This window comes from Micromonospora sp. NPDC048887 (genome assembly GCF_040649715.1).
Classification (GTDB): domain Bacteria; phylum Actinomycetota; class Actinomycetes; order Mycobacteriales; family Micromonosporaceae; genus Micromonospora.
In genome coordinates this window covers 154,480-172,067 of the sequence record NZ_JBEZGA010000012.1, presented here as the reverse complement: position 1 = coordinate 172,067, position 17,588 = coordinate 154,480, and the positions used below count along the sequence as shown (strand labels likewise).

The window sequence follows — 17,588 nt, the reverse complement described above, 5'->3', positions numbered from 1 at the left end:
CACGGCCGCTGGCCGACCTCCACGATCGCCTGGACGATGGTGCCGGCTCCCGTTCCGAGGTAGGCCGCGTTGCGTCGTTCCTGATCCGGCATGTGCGGTCAATCGCTTCGGATTCGTCTCACACTCACGTCACCGTGATATCGCGATAGCGCCACCTACGGAGGTGTCGAATGGCCAACATCCTCATCCGCGATCTCAGTCAAGAAGCGGTCGACCGCATCGACGCGGCGGCCGCCAGCCTGGGGCTGTCGCGCAACGAGTACCTACGCCGCAAGTTCGAGGAGAACATCATCCCCGCTGGCGACCGGACGGTCACCGCCGAGGACTGGCAACGGTCCGCAGAGGCATTCGCCGACCTTGCCGATCCCACGGTCATGGAGGCCGCGTGGCGGTGACGAGCTGGCTGATCGACAAGTCCGCGTACGTCCGGCTCCAACTCGGCCAAACGACCAACCGTGACCAGTGGAGCGCACGCATCAGCCGGGGGCTGGTCCGGCTCTCCACCATCACGCGCCTCGAACTCGGCTACTCGACGCGCTCCGGAGAAGCGGGGCGCCGACAGTTCGCCGCCCCACCGCTGTCACTGATGCCGATCGAACACCTCACACCCGCCATCGAGGACCGCGCACTGGAAGTACAGATGCTGCTCGCTGACCGTGGCCAGCACCGAGCGCCGTCTATCCCCGACTTGCTGGTCGCGGCGACCGCTGAGAAGACCGGCCTGACGGTCCTGGCCGTCGACGAGGACTTCGACCTCATCGCCGCGCTAACCGGCCAGCCGATCGAAACCCTGCCCAGCTGAGCGATGAGCCGGGCCTGTCGCGTTCGGCGTAAGCATGATCGACTCTGGCTTGTCCGGGGCGTAGCCTGTCAAGCCGGTGCGGGATTGAGTGGCCCGACGTTCCGCTTCGGCCCGGATGCGGTCGAGTGCGCTGACCTAGATTTATACGAATTTGCCCGAATTTGTATGTAGCATCTTCGACGGATCGTGACATCAGAGGGCGTTCCCCTCCCCCAGGCGCACCCATAGGTGCGCGATCAACCGGGGGACGCTGACGAAGCCGTGGGCGTAGGTCATCCTCGTCCTTGACCCCAGGCACTTTGCCCCTCAGCTTCGCTTCGAGGCACTACGCCACCTCCGCCTCAGGGGCGGCGGTGTCTCGGACAGAGTTGAGGATCGTGATCAGGCGGTCGACGTCGGCGGACGGGAAAATCGAGTCCGGCCCCTGCGGGGCGATGTCGCTGAACGGCGAATCGTAGAGCCGCTCGGGCTCCATGACCCCGTTCTGGGTCAGATGGGCGACGATCAGGTTCACGAAGTTGATCTGGCTCGCGGTGAGCGTCCGGCTGGTCAGCAAGTCACCGAACGCCTCGGTGGCGGCTTCCCGGTCGAGGCCGACCAGCGAGCGGATGAACAGGCCGAGCCCGTGGGCCGAGCGGCGGGCCTCGTCGATGTCCTCGGTGCCGCCGCCGCTGGCCGCCAGCATCCGCTCCAGCTCATCGAGGTCGGTCGGGGAGAGCTGCTTGTTGCGGCGCAGCTTCTGCAACGCCAGGTGGTCCTCGTGGGCGCGCAGGTACACCCGGGCCTTGGCGCGGAACCGCTCGAAGTCCGTGCCAATCTTGATGTCGTTCAGCGTAACGACGGAGATCTCGCCCAGCTCGTCGGTGAAGTCGGTGTAGACGATGGCCCGCTTGGCCCTCTCGATCAGCTTGACCAGCCCGCGTAGGCGGCGACGCATCAGCTCCAGCATCGGCAGGGTGACGTCCTGCCACCACTCGTCGCCGGCCACTTCGTCGAGGAGCTGCTGCTGGTCGCGGACCGCCGGGATGCTGGTCTGTTCCAGCAGCGTCGAGGCGATGTCCTGCACCTGCCGGCGAAGCCGGTCGTAGGCGGGTTCCACGTCGAGCTGGCCGAGCTGAAGGCGCAGCACCATCAGGTCGAACCGCTTGGCCGCCTCGTCTTCGTCCTTCACGGCGGTGGGCAGGCCGGCGAGGTTGCCGCCGATCTCGTCGACGGCCTCGGGGGTGAGACGGTGCCAGTGCTCGAAGTCGACGTAGTACTCCACCAGGCGCCGCTTGGGGCGGACGACGAAGTTGTCGAGGTGGATGTTCTCCACCCGCTGGTGGAGGTTGCGGGCGAGGTCCCAGCGCAGCGCCGCTTCGTTCTGCGTTCCGTCGGTCTCCGCCTCGACGCCGGTATCGGCCGGGCGGCGCTGGTCGAGACGGTAGATGAGTTCGAGCTGGGCCTTGAACAGCCGCTCGGTCAGCGACTCGCCCAGCTTGCCCTCGGCCGCCTTCGGGTTGTGGTTGAAGTACTCGAAGTTCTGGCAGAAGTCGAAGATGTAGAAGTTCTGCTTGTCCTGGCCGGGGCCGTAGAGGTCCTTGCAGAGCCGGGTGCCGCGGCCGATCATCTGCCAGAACTTCGACTTCGACCGCACGATCTTGAAGAAGACCAGGTTGACGACCTCGGGTACGTCGATGCCGGTGTCGAGCATGTCCACCGAGATCGCGATGTGCGGGTCCTTCTCCTTCTGCGAGAAGTCGTCGATCAGGCTCTGGGCGTACTCGGTCTTGTGGGTGATGACCCGGGCCAGGTGGCCACGGTGCATCGGGTACGCGAGGTCGAACCGCTTCTGGATGAAGTCGGCGTGGGCGTTGTTCTTGGCGAAGATGATGGTCTTGCCGATCCGGTCGCCGCCCGCGACGTGGTGGCCGTGGGTCATCAACGTCTCCAGCACCTTGTCCACGGTGTCGGCGTTGAACAGCCACTTGTTGACCGCGTCCGGGTCGACGCTGTCCGGCGGCCCGTCCTCACCCCAGTCGAGGGCGTCCCAGGCGTCCTTCTCCTCGTCGGTGAGGTCGTCGTAGCGGATGCCGTCGCGCTGAAACTTCAGGGGTACGGAGACCGCCCGCGGCGGGACGAGGAAGCCCTCGTTGACCGCGTCGTCGAGGTCGTAGTGGTCGGTGGGGACGCCGTCTTCGAGGTTGAACAGGCTGTAGGTGTTGCGGTCGATCTCGTTGCGCGGGGTGGCGGTGAGCCCGACCAGGAGGCTGTCGAACCAGGAGAAGATCGCCCGGTACTTCTGGTAGACCGAGCGGTGCGCCTCGTCGATGATGACCAGGTCGAAGTAGCCAGGCCCGAAGCGCCGCTCACCGCTCGCGGTCTCGTTGATCAGGCCCATCATCGTCGGGTACGTCGAGACGTAGACCCGGGCCTCTGCGGTCTTCTCCTCGACCAGGTTGACCGTGGCCGCATCGGGCAGGTGCGCTTTGAACGCGTTGGTTGCCTGCTTGACCAGCGCGTTGCGGTCGGCGAGGAAGAGCACCCGCTTGACCCAGTTCGCCCGCATCAGCAGGTCGACCAGGGCGATCACCGTGCGGGTCTTGCCGGCGCCGGTGGCCATCACGACGAGCGCTTGGCGCTGCCGCTGCGTCTCGAACGCCTCGCCGATGGCCCGGATCGCCCGGTGCTGGTAGTACCGCTCGACGATCTCCTGCCTGATCGGCACGTCCGCGAGCGGCTTGCGGCTGGCGCGGCGCCGGATCAGGAGTTGGAGCTCATCCTTCGTGTAGAAGCCCTGCACCGGCCGGGGAGGGTAGGCGGTGTCGTCCCAGAGCCAGGTCTCGTAGCCGTTGGTGTAGAAGATGACCGGGCGCTGGCCGTACCGCTGCTCCAGGCAGTCGGCGTACAGCTTGGCCTGCTGCTGGCCGACGGTGGCGTCCCGGCGGGTGCGCTTGGCCTCGACCAGCGCAAGCGGCTTGCCATCGTCACCCCACAGGACGTAGTCGACGAACCCGGTGCCCGTCGTGTTGGGCATGCCGGTGACCTCGAACTCGCGGTCCTCCGCGCGGTCGAGCCGCCAGCCGGCCTCCCCCAGCATCAGGTCGATGTAGAGGTCGCGGGTCTGCGCCTCGTCGTAGTCGTGATCGTCCGGTCGGGCCTCGTTGGCGGCCTTCGCGGCGGCGATCTCGGCGCGCAGCTTCGCCAACTCGGCGTCGAGGGTGGCGGACTTCTCCCGCTCGGCCGCCAGCGCTGCGTCCTGGGCAGCGAGCTTGTCAGCCAGCGACTTCAGCTCGGCCTGAGTCTGCTGCCGGACCTGCGACGGAATCGGCCGGGGGATCAGGTCCGGGTTGAAGGTCAGGGCGCTGGCCGGGACCTTGGCCTGGTCGCGGGTGTAGTGCCGGGCGATCCAGTACGTGACATGGAACAGCTCGCGAACAACCGGCACGGACTCCTTCGGCGTCACCGGCGTGCTCTTGTGAACGGCCGTGTTGCCCTGCTTGCGGATGATGTTCATCTTCGCCTGGAGGCTGTTACCCACCAGGTTGCGCAACGACGGCTCGTGGATCATCGCCGACAGGTCGTCCTTGTACGGCTTGGTGAGCGTGCCGTCGGCCTCGAAGAGCCAGGCGAGGGCAAGTTCGAGCGTGCGCCGGGCGTAGAAGCACGAGGCCCGCGGGTCGGCGACGGCCAGCCGCTCGGCCCGCAGGGCCTCGCCAAACAGTCCGGGCCACTCAGCCCGCAGAAACGCGAAGTTGCTCACGGCGGCAGATTCCCCTAATCGTCAACCGCGATCGTAGTCTTAGAGCTCACCACGATACGCGGCGTGCTGGAGCGATGCGAATAACTCGGCAAGGTCATCGATTTGGGCTTTCTGTTGCGCTTTAACCGCATCTACAACCGAAAGTCGATCAACGAACGAGCGCTGAAGCTCCATCGGTGGCACCGGAATCGGTGTTGATGCCAGCGACTTTTGATCAATTGTCGTCATCGTAGAGGTTTTAGACTTGGACTTGACAATCGATCGCATCGCGGGAATCCGGAGAGCCTGATTCACGTATGCCGGCAGGGATAGGTCGCTGTCCAGCCTGATTCGGATAATATGACACTCGAACAAGGCTTGATTGTCTGGCCCGGCATAAACATTAGGGTACGCAATTCCGTCGAAGTTAAGGGACGACCGACAGAACAGAAGGTCGCCTTGCGCGAGGCCGTACCTTTCCACATCAGCGCCCGTCGGTACGATACGGCGAGCGCCAGATAAATCGACAACGTTCCCTCGGAATAGGTTTTCCACCCAGGCCACGGGCAGTCCGCCAGAATCATCGGTGGAGTATTCCGCGCTTTTTCGGAAGAGTCCGTTGCTTGGATTTTCGCGAGCAAGAGCAGCCAGTGTGCTCTTCGCCCACCCTCGCGGGTTACCGACAGGGTCCCCGAACATGTCGAGGAAGATGGACTGGGAGAGGTCGTCGAGACGGGTGATGGCCTCGCGGCGCATGGCGCGCAACTCGTCCGCTCGATCCAGCACCTCCGCAATCCTCCGCTGCTCGTGAATGGGAGGAAGCGGGAGTGAAGAGTCATGGATGATGCGGTCAGACACAGCGGGGTAGCTGGCGCCTGTCGCCTTCCGCACCATGTCATTTACGAAATTTGGAGACCTGACCCAGTGGAAGAGGAAGCGGCCGTTGAGTTCTGCCCCCGGACGGAGAACACAGAAGCCGGTGGAGGCTGTAGCACCGTCTAGCTTCTGGGGCACTACGGCTACACCGTTGAGGTTGGGTCGGACGGTGGAGACCAGCACATCCCCAGCCCTAACGAGTTGCCTTGCCCGGCTTGGTGCTTCGCCCGTCGGTGTAGACCGTGCCCCCGTGATGACCTTACGGTCCTGATCCACGGCGCTTAGGTCGATGTAGTCGAACCGGCCGTCCTGCGATCGCTGAGGGTTCCACGTCGTGACCGGCTTGATGAGGTCGCGGAGCTTGCGATGCTTCGTCAGGCTCATGCGAGCAACGCCTTCAGGTCGGACATGCCCTGCTGGATCTCGGACTCTAGGCGTTCGAGATCGGCGAGGATCTTGAGTGGCGGCTGGTGCTCGATCTCCTCGTGCATGACCTCCTTGTAGCGGTTGAGACTGAGGTCGTAGCCCTGCTCGACGATATCGGCCTTGGGTACGCAGTAGCTCTGCTCGGTCCGCGCCCGCTGCAACTCGTCGCCGTTACGCCGGAACCACCGCGCCAAGGCGTCCGGAAGGTTGTTCTTCGCGTGCTCGTCGTCGGACAATGCCACGTCCGGCACCGGCCCGAGCTTTTCCGCCGGTAGCAGCGGGGTTCGCTTGTCGTCCAGACTCCAGCCGTCGGCGATGGCCTCGTAGAACCAGACGTTGTCGGTGCCACCGCTGTTGGTCTTCGTGAAGAGCAGAATCGCGGTGGAGACGCTCGAGTAGGGCTTGAAGGTGCCGCTGGGCAGCTTGATCACCCCGTCGAGCTTCTGGTCCTCGACGAGCACGCGGCGCAGTTCCTTGTGGGCCTTGCTGGATCCGAAGAGCACGCCGTCGGGCACGATGACGGCCGCCCGGCCGCCGGGCTTGAGTAGCCGGAGGAAGAGGGCGAGGAAGAGCAGCTCAGTTTTCTTGGTCTTGACGATCCGCTGCAGGTCCTTGGACGTGCTCTCGTAGTCGAGGCTGCCGGCGAAGGGCGGGTTGGCGAGGATCAGGGAGTACTTCTCCGACTCGTTGCTGACGTTCTCGCCCAGCGAGTCGCGGTAACGGATGTCCGGGTTTTCCACGCCGTGCAGCAGCATGTTCATGCTGCCGATCCGCAGCATCGTGCTGTCGAAGTCGAAGCCGTGGAACATGCTCTCGTGGAAGTGCTTCCGCTGCACCGCGTCGAACAGTGCATTCGGATGCGTTCGGCGGACGTACTCGCCAGCCTCGACGAGGAAGCCCGCGGTGCCGCAGGCGGGATCGCAGATCTCGTCGGTCGGCGTCGGCGCCATCATCTCGACCATCAGCTGGATGATGTGCCGTGACGTGCGGAACTGACCGTTGTGCCCGGCCGTGGCGATCTTGCCGAGCATGTACTCGTAGAGGTCGCCCTTCGTGTCCCGGTCCTCCATCGGGATCTGGCCGAGCATGTCGACCACGCGGGCGAGCAGCGCCGGGTTGGGGATGGTGAACCGGGCGTCCTTCATGTGGTCCGAGTACGTCGACCCGTCGCCGCCGAGCGTCCGCAGGAACGGGAAGACCCTCTCGCCGACGATCTCGAACATCTCGACCGGCGCGGTGCCCTTGAAGTGCGACCAGCGCAGGTCGTCGTACTTGCGTCCCTGCTCGTCGCAGCCCTCCGGGAAGATCCGGCGATCCATCGGCTTGCCCAGCCGGTTCGCCTTGTTCTCCTCAAGCGTGTGCAGGTCATCGAGCCGCTTGATGAAGAGCAGGTAGGTGATCTGCTCGATCACCTCCAGCGGGTTCGAGATGCCACCCGACCAGAAGGCATCCCAGACGCGGTCGATCTTGCTCTTCAGCTCACCGGTGATCACGTAGCTTCGGTCCCCACCCCGTCGTACTGTCAAGTCGACCTAGGCTAGTCCCGCCTCCCGCCCATCGTGATCGGACGTTGGGGCGAAGACTCCGCGAGCGGGGCACAGCAGCGTGGGGGCTATCCGGTGGCCCATCTCGCGGGCGCCTTGTCGTGCATGTCGCCATGTCGCGCCGGGTCTTGATCCCGGACGCGAAGCCCTGGAGCAGCGACCACCCGAGCATCTGACTCGCCGTCAGGCCCGCCACCACAAGTCCGCCAACTCCCACAGGCCGCAGCAACGATGCGGCTGGTGACTCTTGGCCGCGATCAGCCCGCTTCGTGCACCCATGGGTGCGCCTTGGGTGCACGGAAAAAACGCCCCCCGATCGCTATCTCTCGATAGCCGGAGGGCGTTTCCCCTGGTCAAACGCTTGTCAGACCCTGTGCGCCCGAAGGGACTCGAACCCCTAACCTTCTGATCCGTAGTCAGATGCTCTATCCATTGAGCTACGGGCGCCTGGTGCTCGGCCAGTCTACACAACCGGCTTTCGCGCGGAGACTCCGGGATTCGAACCCGGGAGGGGCTTTAAGACCCCAACCGCATTAGCAGTGCGGCGCCATAGACCAGACTAGGCGAAGTCTCCCTGGTGACCCCGAGGTCACCGCGCCCGAGGATACAGGGCCGTACCCGCCCGGGGCAAAGCGACTATCGGAACCCGCCCCCATGACCGTGTCTTGGTCGTGTGCCAGATCACGCCCACGGCTACGCTCCATCGGTATGCAGGAGCAGCCGCCGAGCGATCCGCCCCGTCGCGAGCCCGCCCCCAAGGCCCGGCGGAGCCGCTCCCCACGACCGACGTTCAGCCCGCCGCCCGCACCGGACCCCGCTGCGGAGAGCGCGACGAGCGACACACCGACGCCCAGGCGCCCGCGCCGGGCGGCGCCCACAGTCGTCTTCCAGCCGCCGACGCCGGCCGCCGACGCACCGCCGGCACCGCGCCCGCGTCCGGCCGCCGATCCTTCACCTGCCGATCCGGGTACGCCCGGCGAGCAGGCCGCCCCGGAGGCTGCTGGCAGCGGCCCGGATGCGCCGCCGGCAGACCAGGCCACTCCAGGGACTTCGACGACTCCTTCGGGTACGACCGCCGCCGAACGGACCGCCGCCGGAGACGGTGAGGAGCCGGTCCACGAGCCCCAGCCGGAAGCCGCGACGCCCGCGTCGAGCGCCGGGGAGGGCGCGCTCGCCACCGACGAGAGACCTGTCACAGCGGAGCAGCATCAGGCCACCGAACGTCCGGCCGAGGAGGAGGCGCCGAAGCGGACGCGCCGCGCTCCCGCAGCCAAGAAGGCCGCCCCGGTCGCGAAGAAGGCGGCTCCGGCGGTCAGGAAGGCCGCTCGGAAGGCGTCGCCGCCGAAGCGCGAGACGAAGGCCGCTCGGGCAGAGGTCACTGCCACCACCACCGCAGCCGACGCGGAGCAGTCCGACGAGACGACGCGCCGGCCGGCAACGCCCGCGGCCGTCGTCGGACAGGCGGCTGGACGACCTGACTCCTCGCGTACGCCGGTGGAGGGCTGGCGGGCGGTCGGGCCGAAGCTGCGCGACCACCCCGGGTTCGCGCCGGAGCTGCTGGCCCTTGCGGCAGTGGAGGTGCTCGGGCCGCGGGCCTCGGCCTGGGTGGAGCAGGTCCGGCGGGCCTACCCGGAGGCGGACGCCGACGGGGTGGCCCGGCTGGCGACCCGGCGGTTCGTCCGGATGGCCGGTACGGGTGGGGCGCTGGCGGCGGGCGCCGGGCTGTTCGCGCCGGTCGCGGAGCTGGCGACGGTGCTGTGGACGCAGGCGAACCTGGTGTTGCATCTGGCGGCGGCGTACGGGCGGGATCCGGCACATCCGGATCGGGCGGCCGAGCTGCTGGTGCTGACGTCGGTGCACCCGGACGACGGCACCGCGCGGGCGGCGTTGGCGGCGGCTCGGGCGGCGGACGCTCCGGCGGACGGTCAGTGGGGGCGGGTGGCGCAGGCGGCCTGGCGGCTGGCCACGCCGGTGGCCGCGCAGGCGGGTGGCTGGGTCGGGTTGCGGCTGGTCGCCCGGTTGCTGCCGGGTGCGGCGGCGCTGACGGCGGCGACCGGCGGTACGGCGGTGGCCGGGCGGGTGGCGGCGCGGGCTGTCGCCCGGTACCGGCCACCCCGCGCCTGACCGGCAGCGGCACCGAGCCCACCTCGCCTGATCGGCGGCGGGACGGCGAGGTGGCGACAGCCTAGAGCCAGTCGAACCAGGACTTCGGCAGCATCGCGTAGCCGACGAACGCGAAGATGTCGAGCAGCGTGTGCGCGACGATCAGCGGGGCGACCCGGCGGGTGCGCAGGTAGAACAGCCCGAAGATCACGCCCATCACCGCGTTGCCGACGAACGCCCCGAAGCCCTGGTAGAGGTGGTAGGAGCCGCGCAGCAGCGCGCTCGTGGCGAGCACCGCGCCGATCCGCCAGTTGAGCTGCCGCAGCCGGGTGATCAGGTAGCCGACCACGATCACCTCCTCCAGCACGGCGTTCTGCACGGCGGCGAGGATCAGCACCGGCACCGCCCACCACAGGTCCGGCAGCGCGGCCGGGACGAGCGTGGCGTTGAGCCCGAGCTGCGCCGCCGCCCAGAACAGCGCCAGCCCGGGCAGGCCGATGAGCGCGGTCAGGCCCGCGCCCCGGACCAGGTCGGAGCCGGGCCGCCGGAAGTCGACGCCGAGCGTCCGTGCCGGGTCGCCGGGGTCGCGCGCCAGCAGGTGTACGGCGAGCAGCACCGGCAGCAGCGCGAAGACGATCCCGAGCAGCTGGTACGTGAGATCGAGGTACGGCCGGGCCGACGCGGAGGTGTTCAGCGCGGCGGTCTGCTTGGACAGTCCCCCGGTCGCGGTCAGCTTGGCGATCAGCGAGACCAGCGCGTACACGGCCGACTGGCCGAGGGACAGACCGAGCACGAGCAGCGTCTCGGTGCCCAGCATCCGGCGGGAGACCGGGCGGGCCAGCTCGTCAACCGTCACCGGACCATGAAAGCACTTCGGTGATCGGGCCGGACGGTCGCACAGTCTGTGCGACCGGCGTACACGCTCCGTGGACATTCTATGGCTGCCGATCCGCCGTACGGAGGGAGCGTGCCCCGTGGAGAACTTCGCGCGGCTGCTGAAGGAGAGCTGGGCCCTGGTCGAGGAGGAGCGGGAGCGGCTCAGCGGTCATTTCTACGCCCGGCTGTTCCTCCTCGACCCGGAGCTGCGCAAGCTGTTCCCGGTGCAGATGAACGGGCAGGGGGACCGCATCCTGGAGGCCATCGTCACGGCCACCCAGACGGTGGGCGACCCGGAGAGCTTCGACGAGTACCTGCGCGCGCTCGGCCGGGACCACCGCAAGTACCACGTGGCGGCCGGGCACTACGCGACGATGGGCGTCGCGCTGCTCGACGCGCTGCGCAGCACCGCCGGGGACGGCTGGAACCTGGAGTACGACCAGGCGTGGCGGGAGGCGTACGCGAGCATCAGCGCGCGGATGCTCGCCGGCTCGGCGGCCGACGAGAACCCGCCGTTCTGGCACGCGGAGGTGCTGACGCACGAGCGGTACGGCCCGGACACGGCGGTGCTGACCGTGCGTGCGCTCCAGGATCCGCTGCCCTGGCTGGCCGGCCAGTACGTGAGCGTGGAGGTGCCCCGCTACCACCCGCGGGTGTGGCGGACGTACTCGGTGGCGAACGCGCCGAACGAGGAAAACGTGCTGGAGTTCCACGTGCGTACGCCGCCGGGCGCGGCCGGTTGGGTGTCCGGCGCGCTGGTGCGCCGCACCAAGCCGGGCGACCTGCTGCGGGTGGCCGCGCCGATGGGCTCGATGACGCTGGACCCGGACTCCACCCGGGATGTGCTCTGCGTGGCCGGCGGGGTCGGCCTGGCGCCGATCAAGGCGCTGGTGGAGGAGCTGACCCGGGTCAACCGGACCCGCTGGGTGCACGTCTTCTACGGCTCCCGCCGCCCGGACGAGCTGTACGGGCTGCCCGGCCTGGAGGACCTGGTGGCGTCCCACCCGTGGTTGTCGGTGACGCCCTCGTGCAGCGAGGACCCGGGATTCGGCGGCGAACTCGGTGAGGTCTCCGAGGTGGTCACCCGGTACGGCCCGTGGACCACGCACGACTGCTACGTCTCCGGCTCGGCGGGCATGGTCCGGACCACCCTGCGGGCGCTCGCCGCCGACGACGTACCGCCCGACCACATCCGGTACGACACGTTCGGCAGCCTCTGATCTTTCCTCCCCCCGAGCCGGGTCGCGTGCCCCCGCCCCCTGGGGCACGCGACCCGGCCCCCCGTTCTCAGTAGCGCCAGGGGTTTCCGGTCTCGCGGTACTCCTCCACCGGCACCAGCGGCACACCGGGCGCCATGCGGTCGACGTAGAGGCGCCCGTCCAGGTGGTCGATCTCGTGCGCGACCAGCCGCGCCATCGCGTACTCGAAGGACGTGATCACCCGGCTGCCGTCCCACAGGGCGTGTTCCACGTCGATCCGCAGCGGCCGGGGCACCAGGCCTCTGTGGTCGAAGAAGGAGAGACAGCCCTCGTACTGCTCGTCGGTCTCGGCGGCGGCGTCCACCACCCGGGGGTTGAGCAGCACCACCGGTTCGGCCGCGCGGTCGGCCGGGCGCACGAGCGCGGCGGACCAGCCGATGCCGAGCTGCGGGGCGGCCAGGCCGACGCCCTTGCTGAACGGGTGCAGCTCGTCCAGGCGGGCCAGCATCCCCGCGAGCCGGTCGATCACCTGCCGGGCGTGCTGTTCGTCGGCCGGGAGGTCGAACTGGCGGGCCCGCTGCCGCAGCAGGTCGTCGCCGCGCTGCACGATGCCCACCGCCCGCATCCGGTCGCTGGCCCGCACCCGGGCGCCACCGGTCGGCGCGCTGTCCGGTTCGGCGTCCGGCTCGGGGCTGCGGAACCGCCACTGCATCCGGTATCGGGCGTTCAGCGGCGGGTCGTCGGTCCCCCAGTCGAAGATCACCCGGTCGCCGTCCACCGCCCGCTGGATCGGGGTACGCAACGGCCCCTCCTCCGCCGACAGCGAGGTCTCCGCGCCCCACACCTTGGGGTCGAGGTCCGCGGGCAGGTCGAGCCGCACCGCCAGGTGCCGGGTGGGCAGGCGTACGGCCCGCTGGAACCAGGGGCCCCACTTGTCCCGGCCGACGCGGTACGCGTACTCGATGGTGACCCGGTCGCCGGGATAGAGCGGGAACCGTCCCTCGTCGTTCTCGAACAGCACCCAGATCTCCTTGAACGCGTCCCGGTCGTGCTTGGCCCGCCAGTGCATCGGCTCGCGTCCGTTTCCGTCGTCCCGGTAGGCGGTGAGCTGAAGCTCGGCGAAGGTGAGCGGGTGTTCCCGGTGGTGCCGGTTGGAGCGGCCCGGGTCGTTCGGGTAGCGGTCGACGGCGACCCGGACCAGGTAGCGGGTCACCGGTTCGGTGCCCGCGTTGTACAGCTCCCGGCGGATCGCGCAGTGGTAGCCGTCCCCGGTGTGGGTGAGCGTGGCCACCTCCTGTTCCACCACCAGGCCGGTGCCCGGCGGCAGCCACTGGCCGGGGACCGGGTCACGGTGCGCCGCGCCGGCCCGGCCGTGCCGCAGTTCGTCGTACTCCCGGAAGCGTTGCCAGATCGCGCCGCCGGCCTCCAGGACGGCCTCGGCCCGGCGGGCGAAGTCCTCGGTGGGGCGGTGCCGTCGCCCTTCGACGTGGCTGACGTAGGACGGGTCGAAGCCCATGAGCGTCGCCAGCTGCTTCTTGGACAGCCCTCGGCCGGTACGGTGCTGGGCGAGTGCCGTCGCGAACGAGTCGGCGGCACGCTCGATCGGTGAGGTCGTCATCAGCTTCCTCGTACGCGGGAAGACCATTTTCACGTTCAGTGGCCGAACGTGTACGGAAACTGCCTCGTATTCGACACTCACATTGACTTTTCAGCGACGTACGTCGATCATTACGTCGTCTGCCGCCGGGCTCCGGCGGCGTTTTTCGTCTCCCGGGCCGGGTAGTCCCCCGGCCGGAGCGGAGTGACCGGGACCTCCCCGCGACGCCCGGGACGCCACTTCCCCTCCCGCCCAGGGAGTGGTTAGGCTAGCCTTAGCTTTGGTCGACGGCCCGCGCCGACCGGCACGGCGAGCGGACAGGGGACGGCCAGGTGACTGCGGTGATGCCGGGGCGCGACGCCGCCACCCCGCTCGCCCCGGTGACAGCGACCCTGCGCGCCATGTTCGGCACCGACGACCTGCCCGGGCTCGCGCCCGGCCTGCTGGTCCACGACGAGCTGGACCGCTGGTCCCCGGCCACCCGGCTGATCGACGGCACGCTGCTGTCCGAGTTCCTGACCGCCGCCGGCCGCCGCTGGGGTGGCACCCCGCACGCCTGTGCCGCGCTGGCCTGGAAGTCCTACAGCTACTGGACCGCGCTGCCCGCCGTGCTCGGCTGGGCGTCCGCCCGCCGGGTGCCGCTGCTCGACGCGGCCGACGTGCTCGTGCACTTCGAGGACCACCACCAGCTCCTCACACTGGGGCTGCGCGCCTCGACGCCGGTGGCGGTGCTGCCCGGCGACCCACTGGCGCTGGCCGGCGCCCCGGGCGTACTGGTGGTCCCGGACGAGGCGGCGCTGCTCGGCGCGCTGCGCGCCTCACTGCTCGACGCCCACTTCGCCCCGCTGATCGCCGCCATCCAGGGCGAGGTCCGGATCGGCACCCGTACGCTGCTCGGCTCGGTGGCCTCCGGCATCGCGCACGGCATCCTGCGCGCGTCGGACGCGCTGCCGGGCTCGTCCACGGCGACCGTCGGCACGCTGCTCGACGCGCTCGACCTGAGCGACCTGATCGAGCTGGTGCCGGGCCCGGCCGGCGAGCCGACGGTGCAGCGACGCACCTGCTGCCTGGCGTTCACCCTGCCCCGGCCCAAGGTATGCCAGGGCTGCTGCGTCCGCCAGGCCTGACCGCTCAGCCGACCAGCGGCCGGACGTCCCACAACCACACCCCGCCGGTACGCCTCGGCGTGATCCCGCTCAGCTCCGTCATCGCCCGGCGCAGCGCCTCTGCCTGCGGCAGCCGGGGGTCGAGGATCACCGCCCCGGCTCGCCAGTGGCGCAGGTCGTCCACGGCGGCCACCCGGTCCTGCGGCGTGATCGGCGGCACCCCGTCGGTACGCCGTACCGTCTCGAAGAACGTGCTGGTGGGACGCGGCGGCGCGGTGAAGAGGGCGATCCGGTCCCCGCCGGGGCGGGTGTCCGGATAGAGGAAGTAGCCGCGCGCCAGCGGCATGTCCAGCCGGGTCTCGGCGGACCAGCGCAACGGGACCGCGTACGTGGTGTCGGGCAGCGGCAGCGTGACGATGCTCCGCCCGTCGGCGACGTACGGGCGCCAGGCGCCGGAGGTGACGAACGCCGGGGTCGGTTCGAGGCGCTTGGCGGGCAGCGGGGTCGGCAGGATCGGCACGAGCGCCATGGCGAGCACGGTGACGGTGGCGAACCGGATCTGACCGCGCGCGTCCGGGTGCCGCACGGCGAGCCGCCGGGCCCGGTCGGCGCCGAGCGCGAGCAGCACGCCGATGATCGGGGTGAGCGCCAGCGACCAGCGGGTGGGCACCACCGAGTGCAGGACCGGCAGGTTCTCCAGCGCGGCCCAGGGGCCGGGGATGCCGGTGTCCCGCCCGTCGTAGCGGATCTCCCGGCCGAGCGAGAAGAGGGCGAAGACGAGCCCGAGCGCGGCGAGCCCGAGCACCACCGCGTTGCGGCGCAGCCACCAGACCAGCGCGAGCACCAGGATCACCAGCGGCCAGCCGAAGAACGCGTTCTCCTCGGTGGCGTTCTTGACGAGCGGTTCGCTGCCCCGGGCGTCGCCCGCCACCGACTCCCGGGACCAGGCCACGTACGCGGCGAGGTCGGTGGAGTAGCCCCGGATCAGCGTGGAGAGCCCGCTGTACGAGCCGGGGCCGAAGAACTGGACCCAGAGCGGGTACGCGAGCAGCGCCCCGGCGACCACTGCGGCCACCGCGAGCCCGGCGGCGAACGGGCGGGCCGCCGACCGCAGCTCGGGCCGGCCGAGCGCCAGCGCGAGCACCACCACGCCGAGTCCGATGGCGGTCATCAGCAGGATCTCCAGGTTGAGGAACGCCTGCCAGACCACCACCAGGGCGAGAAGTAGGCCGTTGCGCAGCCACCGGCCGGGCTCGGCCAGCCGCAGCGTCCGCCAGATGATCAGCGGCACCACGAACTGGCTGACGATGTTGGGGTGCGAGTTGGCGTGCGAGACCATGGCCGGCGCGAACGCGCAGAAGGCCGCGCCGAGCCAGGCCGGGCCACGGGCCCCGACCACCACGCGGGAGAGCAGGAAATACCAGGCCACTCCGGTCGCGGCGAGCCCGAGTGTGAGGAAAATCAGGAATGACCAGCGCGGCCCGGCCCAGAGGGTTATCGGGGTGAGCGGTATGGATACGGATAATACGGACGTATTAGCCATCAGATTGACGACGTCCGGCACATTCATCCGGTCGGAGGTGAACGGATAGGCGAAATCAGTGACGACTCGCGCACCGTGCGCCATCATCCATTCGAATTGCGCCTGATCTGTCCGATTATCTCGAATGCCATTGCGGGGATCCACCCACAGGCGAGCCGTCACCCAGAGCGCGAGCAGCACGAAGCTGAGCACGGCCAGCGCGTCGATCCGCCTGCCCCGCCCCGATTTCGCCGAGTCCACGTCCGAATCCGGAGTAGTCATGACATTTCAGAGCGTAGTCACGGAATGGCGGTCAGGTGCGAGGTTCCGCAGACTCACGTAGTATGTGCCGGGTTCGCCGACCCGCCGATCCGACGCCCCTCCGGACCACAATTCGGCCCATCTGCGTCCCCCGATTTCCCCAACAGGCATCCAGATGGTTGACTCTGACGGTCCAGGCGCGGGTCAGTCATATCGTGAGGAATCGACGCATGGCAGAAATCACTGGGGATCAGCGCGTCCAGTCCGAGGTGCTCGAAGGCCTGGCGACAGCTGTCAACCACCGGCAGTGGTTCGTCGAGCTGGCGGTGCCCTACCTCGGTGACAACCCGATCGAGATCGGCAGCGGACTGGGCGACTACGCCTCCGCCTGGGCCGCACACGCGCCCCGGATCACCGCCACCGAGGCCGACCCCGACCGGCTGATCCAGCTCAAGGAGCGGCTGTCCGACCAGCCCCGCGTCGAGGTCCGCGAGATGCTGCTCCCGCACCACGAGCGCGGCGACTACAGCGCGGCCGTGTCCTACAACGTGCTGGAGCACATCGACGACCACGTCGGCGCGCTGCGCAGCATGCGGGAGCTGGTCCGCCCCGGCGGTGCGGTCGTCATCATCGTGCCGGCTTTCCAGTTCGCCATGAGCCCCGCCGACATCGCCACCGGCCACGTCCGCCGCTACACGAAGAAGACGCTCGCCGCGGCGATGACCGAGGCGGGCCTCACCGTCGAGCGGATCCACTACGCCAACGCGCTCGGACTGATCGGCTACTTCATGGCCACCAAGGTCTTCCGGCTGATGCCGAAGGAGGGCCCGATGGTCAAGGTGTACGACACCCTCGTCCTGCCGGTCACCAAGGCCGCCGAGCAGATCGTCCGGCCGCCCTTCGGCCAGTCCGTCTTCGCCGTAGCCCGCGTGTAAGGAAGGGCCCCTTGTTAACAGACGTCTGTTAACAAGGGGCCCTTCCTTACACCTCACTCCTTGATCTGGTACGTGGGGCGGATGACCGCCCGGGCCAGGGTGTGGAACGCCAGGTTGAAGCCGACGAACGCCGGGCTCGCCCCGGCGGGGATGTCGAGGCGGTCCACGTCCACCGCGTGCACCGCGAACACGTACCGGTGCGGGCGGTCCCCGGCGGGCGGCGCCGCGCCCCCGTAGCCGGTGTCGCCGTAGTCGTTGCGGACGCTGAACGCGCCGCCCAGATCGGCCTCGTCGACCCCGCTGGGAAGCTCGGTGACGGACGCCGGCACGTTCACCAGCACCCAGTGCCAGAAACCGCTGCCGGTCGGGGCGTCCGGGTCGAAGCAGGTGACCACGAAGCTCTTGGTCTCGGCCGGGAAGCCCGACCAGGACAGCTGCGGTGAGACATTCTCGCCGCCGGTGCTGCCGTGCGCGTACCGCGCGTCCATCGGCTCGCCGTTGTGCACGTCGTCACTGGTCAGGTCGAACGACGGCACCGTCGGCAGCAGCTCGTACGGGTCCGGGGCGATCGGTCGTTCCAGGGTCATCGAAACGGTCCTTCCGGGTACGCGAATGTCCTG

At 69.0% G+C, this 17,588-nt stretch carries 14 protein-coding genes and 2 tRNA genes; 6 read left to right on the top strand and 10 right to left on the bottom strand.

Annotation, left to right across the window (positions count from 1 at the left end; all coding sequences use genetic code 11):
- The first annotated feature begins 170 nt into the window (after positions 1–170).
- Together AB0C17_RS19925 and AB0C17_RS19920 are read left to right on the top strand one after the other, a co-directional pair.
- The gene (locus AB0C17_RS19925; RefSeq protein WP_357381886.1) at positions 171–395 is read left to right on the top strand and encodes a hypothetical protein; all 225 of its coding nucleotides are present in this window, start codon (positions 171–173) and stop codon (positions 393–395) included.
- Positions 386–802: a PIN domain nuclease gene (locus AB0C17_RS19920; RefSeq protein ID WP_357479762.1), complete on the top strand. Its 417-nt coding sequence runs from the start codon at positions 386–388 to the stop codon at positions 800–802. Before AB0C17_RS19925 ends, AB0C17_RS19920 begins: the two co-directional genes overlap by 10 nt.
- 325 nt (positions 803–1,127) lie before the next feature.
- Here the strand turns inward: AB0C17_RS19920 and AB0C17_RS19915 are convergent, their stop codons facing one another.
- The 6 genes from AB0C17_RS19915 to AB0C17_RS19890 form a co-directional block, all read right to left on the bottom strand.
- Positions 1,128–4,544 (bottom strand): DEAD/DEAH box helicase family protein, encoded by a 3,417-nt coding sequence (locus AB0C17_RS19915; protein WP_357479759.1) that lies wholly within the window; start codon positions 4,542–4,544, stop codon positions 1,128–1,130.
- Between the two features lie 39 nt (positions 4,545–4,583).
- Positions 4,584–5,783, bottom strand: coding sequence for a restriction endonuclease subunit S (locus AB0C17_RS19910; RefSeq protein WP_357479756.1), 1,200 nt, complete (start codon positions 5,781–5,783; stop codon positions 4,584–4,586).
- Complete coding sequence (locus AB0C17_RS19905) at positions 5,780–7,351, bottom strand: class I SAM-dependent DNA methyltransferase (RefSeq protein WP_357479753.1); 1,572 nt, start codon at positions 7,349–7,351, stop codon at positions 5,780–5,782. The genes AB0C17_RS19910 and AB0C17_RS19905 overlap by 4 nt, the downstream gene beginning before the upstream one ends.
- Positions 7,352–7,743: 392 nt before the next feature.
- Positions 7,744–7,816, bottom strand: a tRNA-Arg gene (locus AB0C17_RS19900).
- Between the two features lie 36 nt (positions 7,817–7,852).
- Positions 7,853–7,943 (bottom strand) — tRNA-Ser (locus AB0C17_RS19895).
- A gap of 377 nt (positions 7,944–8,320) precedes the next feature.
- On the bottom strand, positions 8,321–8,578 hold the full coding sequence (locus AB0C17_RS19890; protein ID WP_357470832.1) for a hypothetical protein: 258 nt from the start codon (positions 8,576–8,578) through the stop codon (positions 8,321–8,323).
- A 285-nt stretch (positions 8,579–8,863) separates the two neighbouring features.
- On the opposite strand from AB0C17_RS19890, the gene AB0C17_RS19885 reads away from it, so the two are divergent.
- A complete protein-coding gene (locus AB0C17_RS19885) occupies positions 8,864–9,493 on the top strand; it encodes a hypothetical protein (RefSeq protein ID WP_357470829.1) in 630 nt (209 codons plus the stop codon).
- Positions 9,494–9,554: 61 nt separating this feature from the next.
- On the opposite strand, the gene AB0C17_RS19880 is transcribed toward AB0C17_RS19885, so the two are convergent.
- Positions 9,555–10,328: a CPBP family intramembrane glutamic endopeptidase gene (locus AB0C17_RS19880; RefSeq protein WP_357381894.1), complete on the bottom strand. Its 774-nt coding sequence runs from the start codon at positions 10,326–10,328 to the stop codon at positions 9,555–9,557.
- A 118-nt stretch (positions 10,329–10,446) separates the two neighbouring features.
- Here AB0C17_RS19880 and AB0C17_RS19875 point away from each other — a divergent pair, with 118 nt between their 5' ends.
- Positions 10,447–11,568, top strand: a complete 1,122-nt coding sequence (locus AB0C17_RS19875; RefSeq protein WP_357479750.1) for a globin domain-containing protein — start codon at positions 10,447–10,449, stop codon at positions 11,566–11,568.
- Between the two features lie 67 nt (positions 11,569–11,635).
- On the opposite strand, the gene AB0C17_RS19870 is transcribed toward AB0C17_RS19875, so the two are convergent.
- Positions 11,636–13,165, bottom strand: coding sequence for a peptide deformylase (locus AB0C17_RS19870; RefSeq protein WP_357381898.1), 1,530 nt, complete (start codon positions 13,163–13,165; stop codon positions 11,636–11,638).
- Between the two features lie 323 nt (positions 13,166–13,488).
- Here AB0C17_RS19870 and AB0C17_RS19865 point away from each other — a divergent pair, with 323 nt between their 5' ends.
- Positions 13,489–14,271 carry a hypothetical protein gene (locus AB0C17_RS19865; RefSeq protein WP_357382292.1) on the top strand — a complete coding sequence of 261 codons (783 nt, stop codon included), beginning with the start codon at positions 13,489–13,491 and terminating at the stop codon, positions 14,269–14,271.
- A 4-nt stretch (positions 14,272–14,275) separates the two neighbouring features.
- Here AB0C17_RS19865 and AB0C17_RS19860 read toward each other — a convergent pair whose 3' ends face one another.
- Positions 14,276–16,054 carry a hypothetical protein gene (locus tag AB0C17_RS19860; protein ID WP_357470823.1) on the bottom strand — a complete coding sequence of 593 codons (1,779 nt, stop codon included), beginning with the start codon at positions 16,052–16,054 and terminating at the stop codon, positions 14,276–14,278.
- A gap of 209 nt (positions 16,055–16,263) precedes the next feature.
- Between AB0C17_RS19860 and AB0C17_RS19855 the strand changes: the two genes are divergently transcribed.
- A complete protein-coding gene (locus tag AB0C17_RS19855; RefSeq protein ID WP_357381903.1) occupies positions 16,264–16,968 on the top strand; it encodes a class I SAM-dependent methyltransferase in 705 nt (234 codons plus the stop codon).
- 53 nt (positions 16,969–17,021) lie between these two features.
- Here the strand turns inward: AB0C17_RS19855 and AB0C17_RS19850 are convergent, their stop codons facing one another.
- The gene (locus tag AB0C17_RS19850) at positions 17,022–17,555 is read right to left on the bottom strand and encodes a YbhB/YbcL family Raf kinase inhibitor-like protein (protein ID WP_357381905.1); all 534 of its coding nucleotides are present in this window, start codon (positions 17,553–17,555) and stop codon (positions 17,022–17,024) included.
- Between the last annotated feature and the right edge of the window lie 33 nt (positions 17,556–17,588).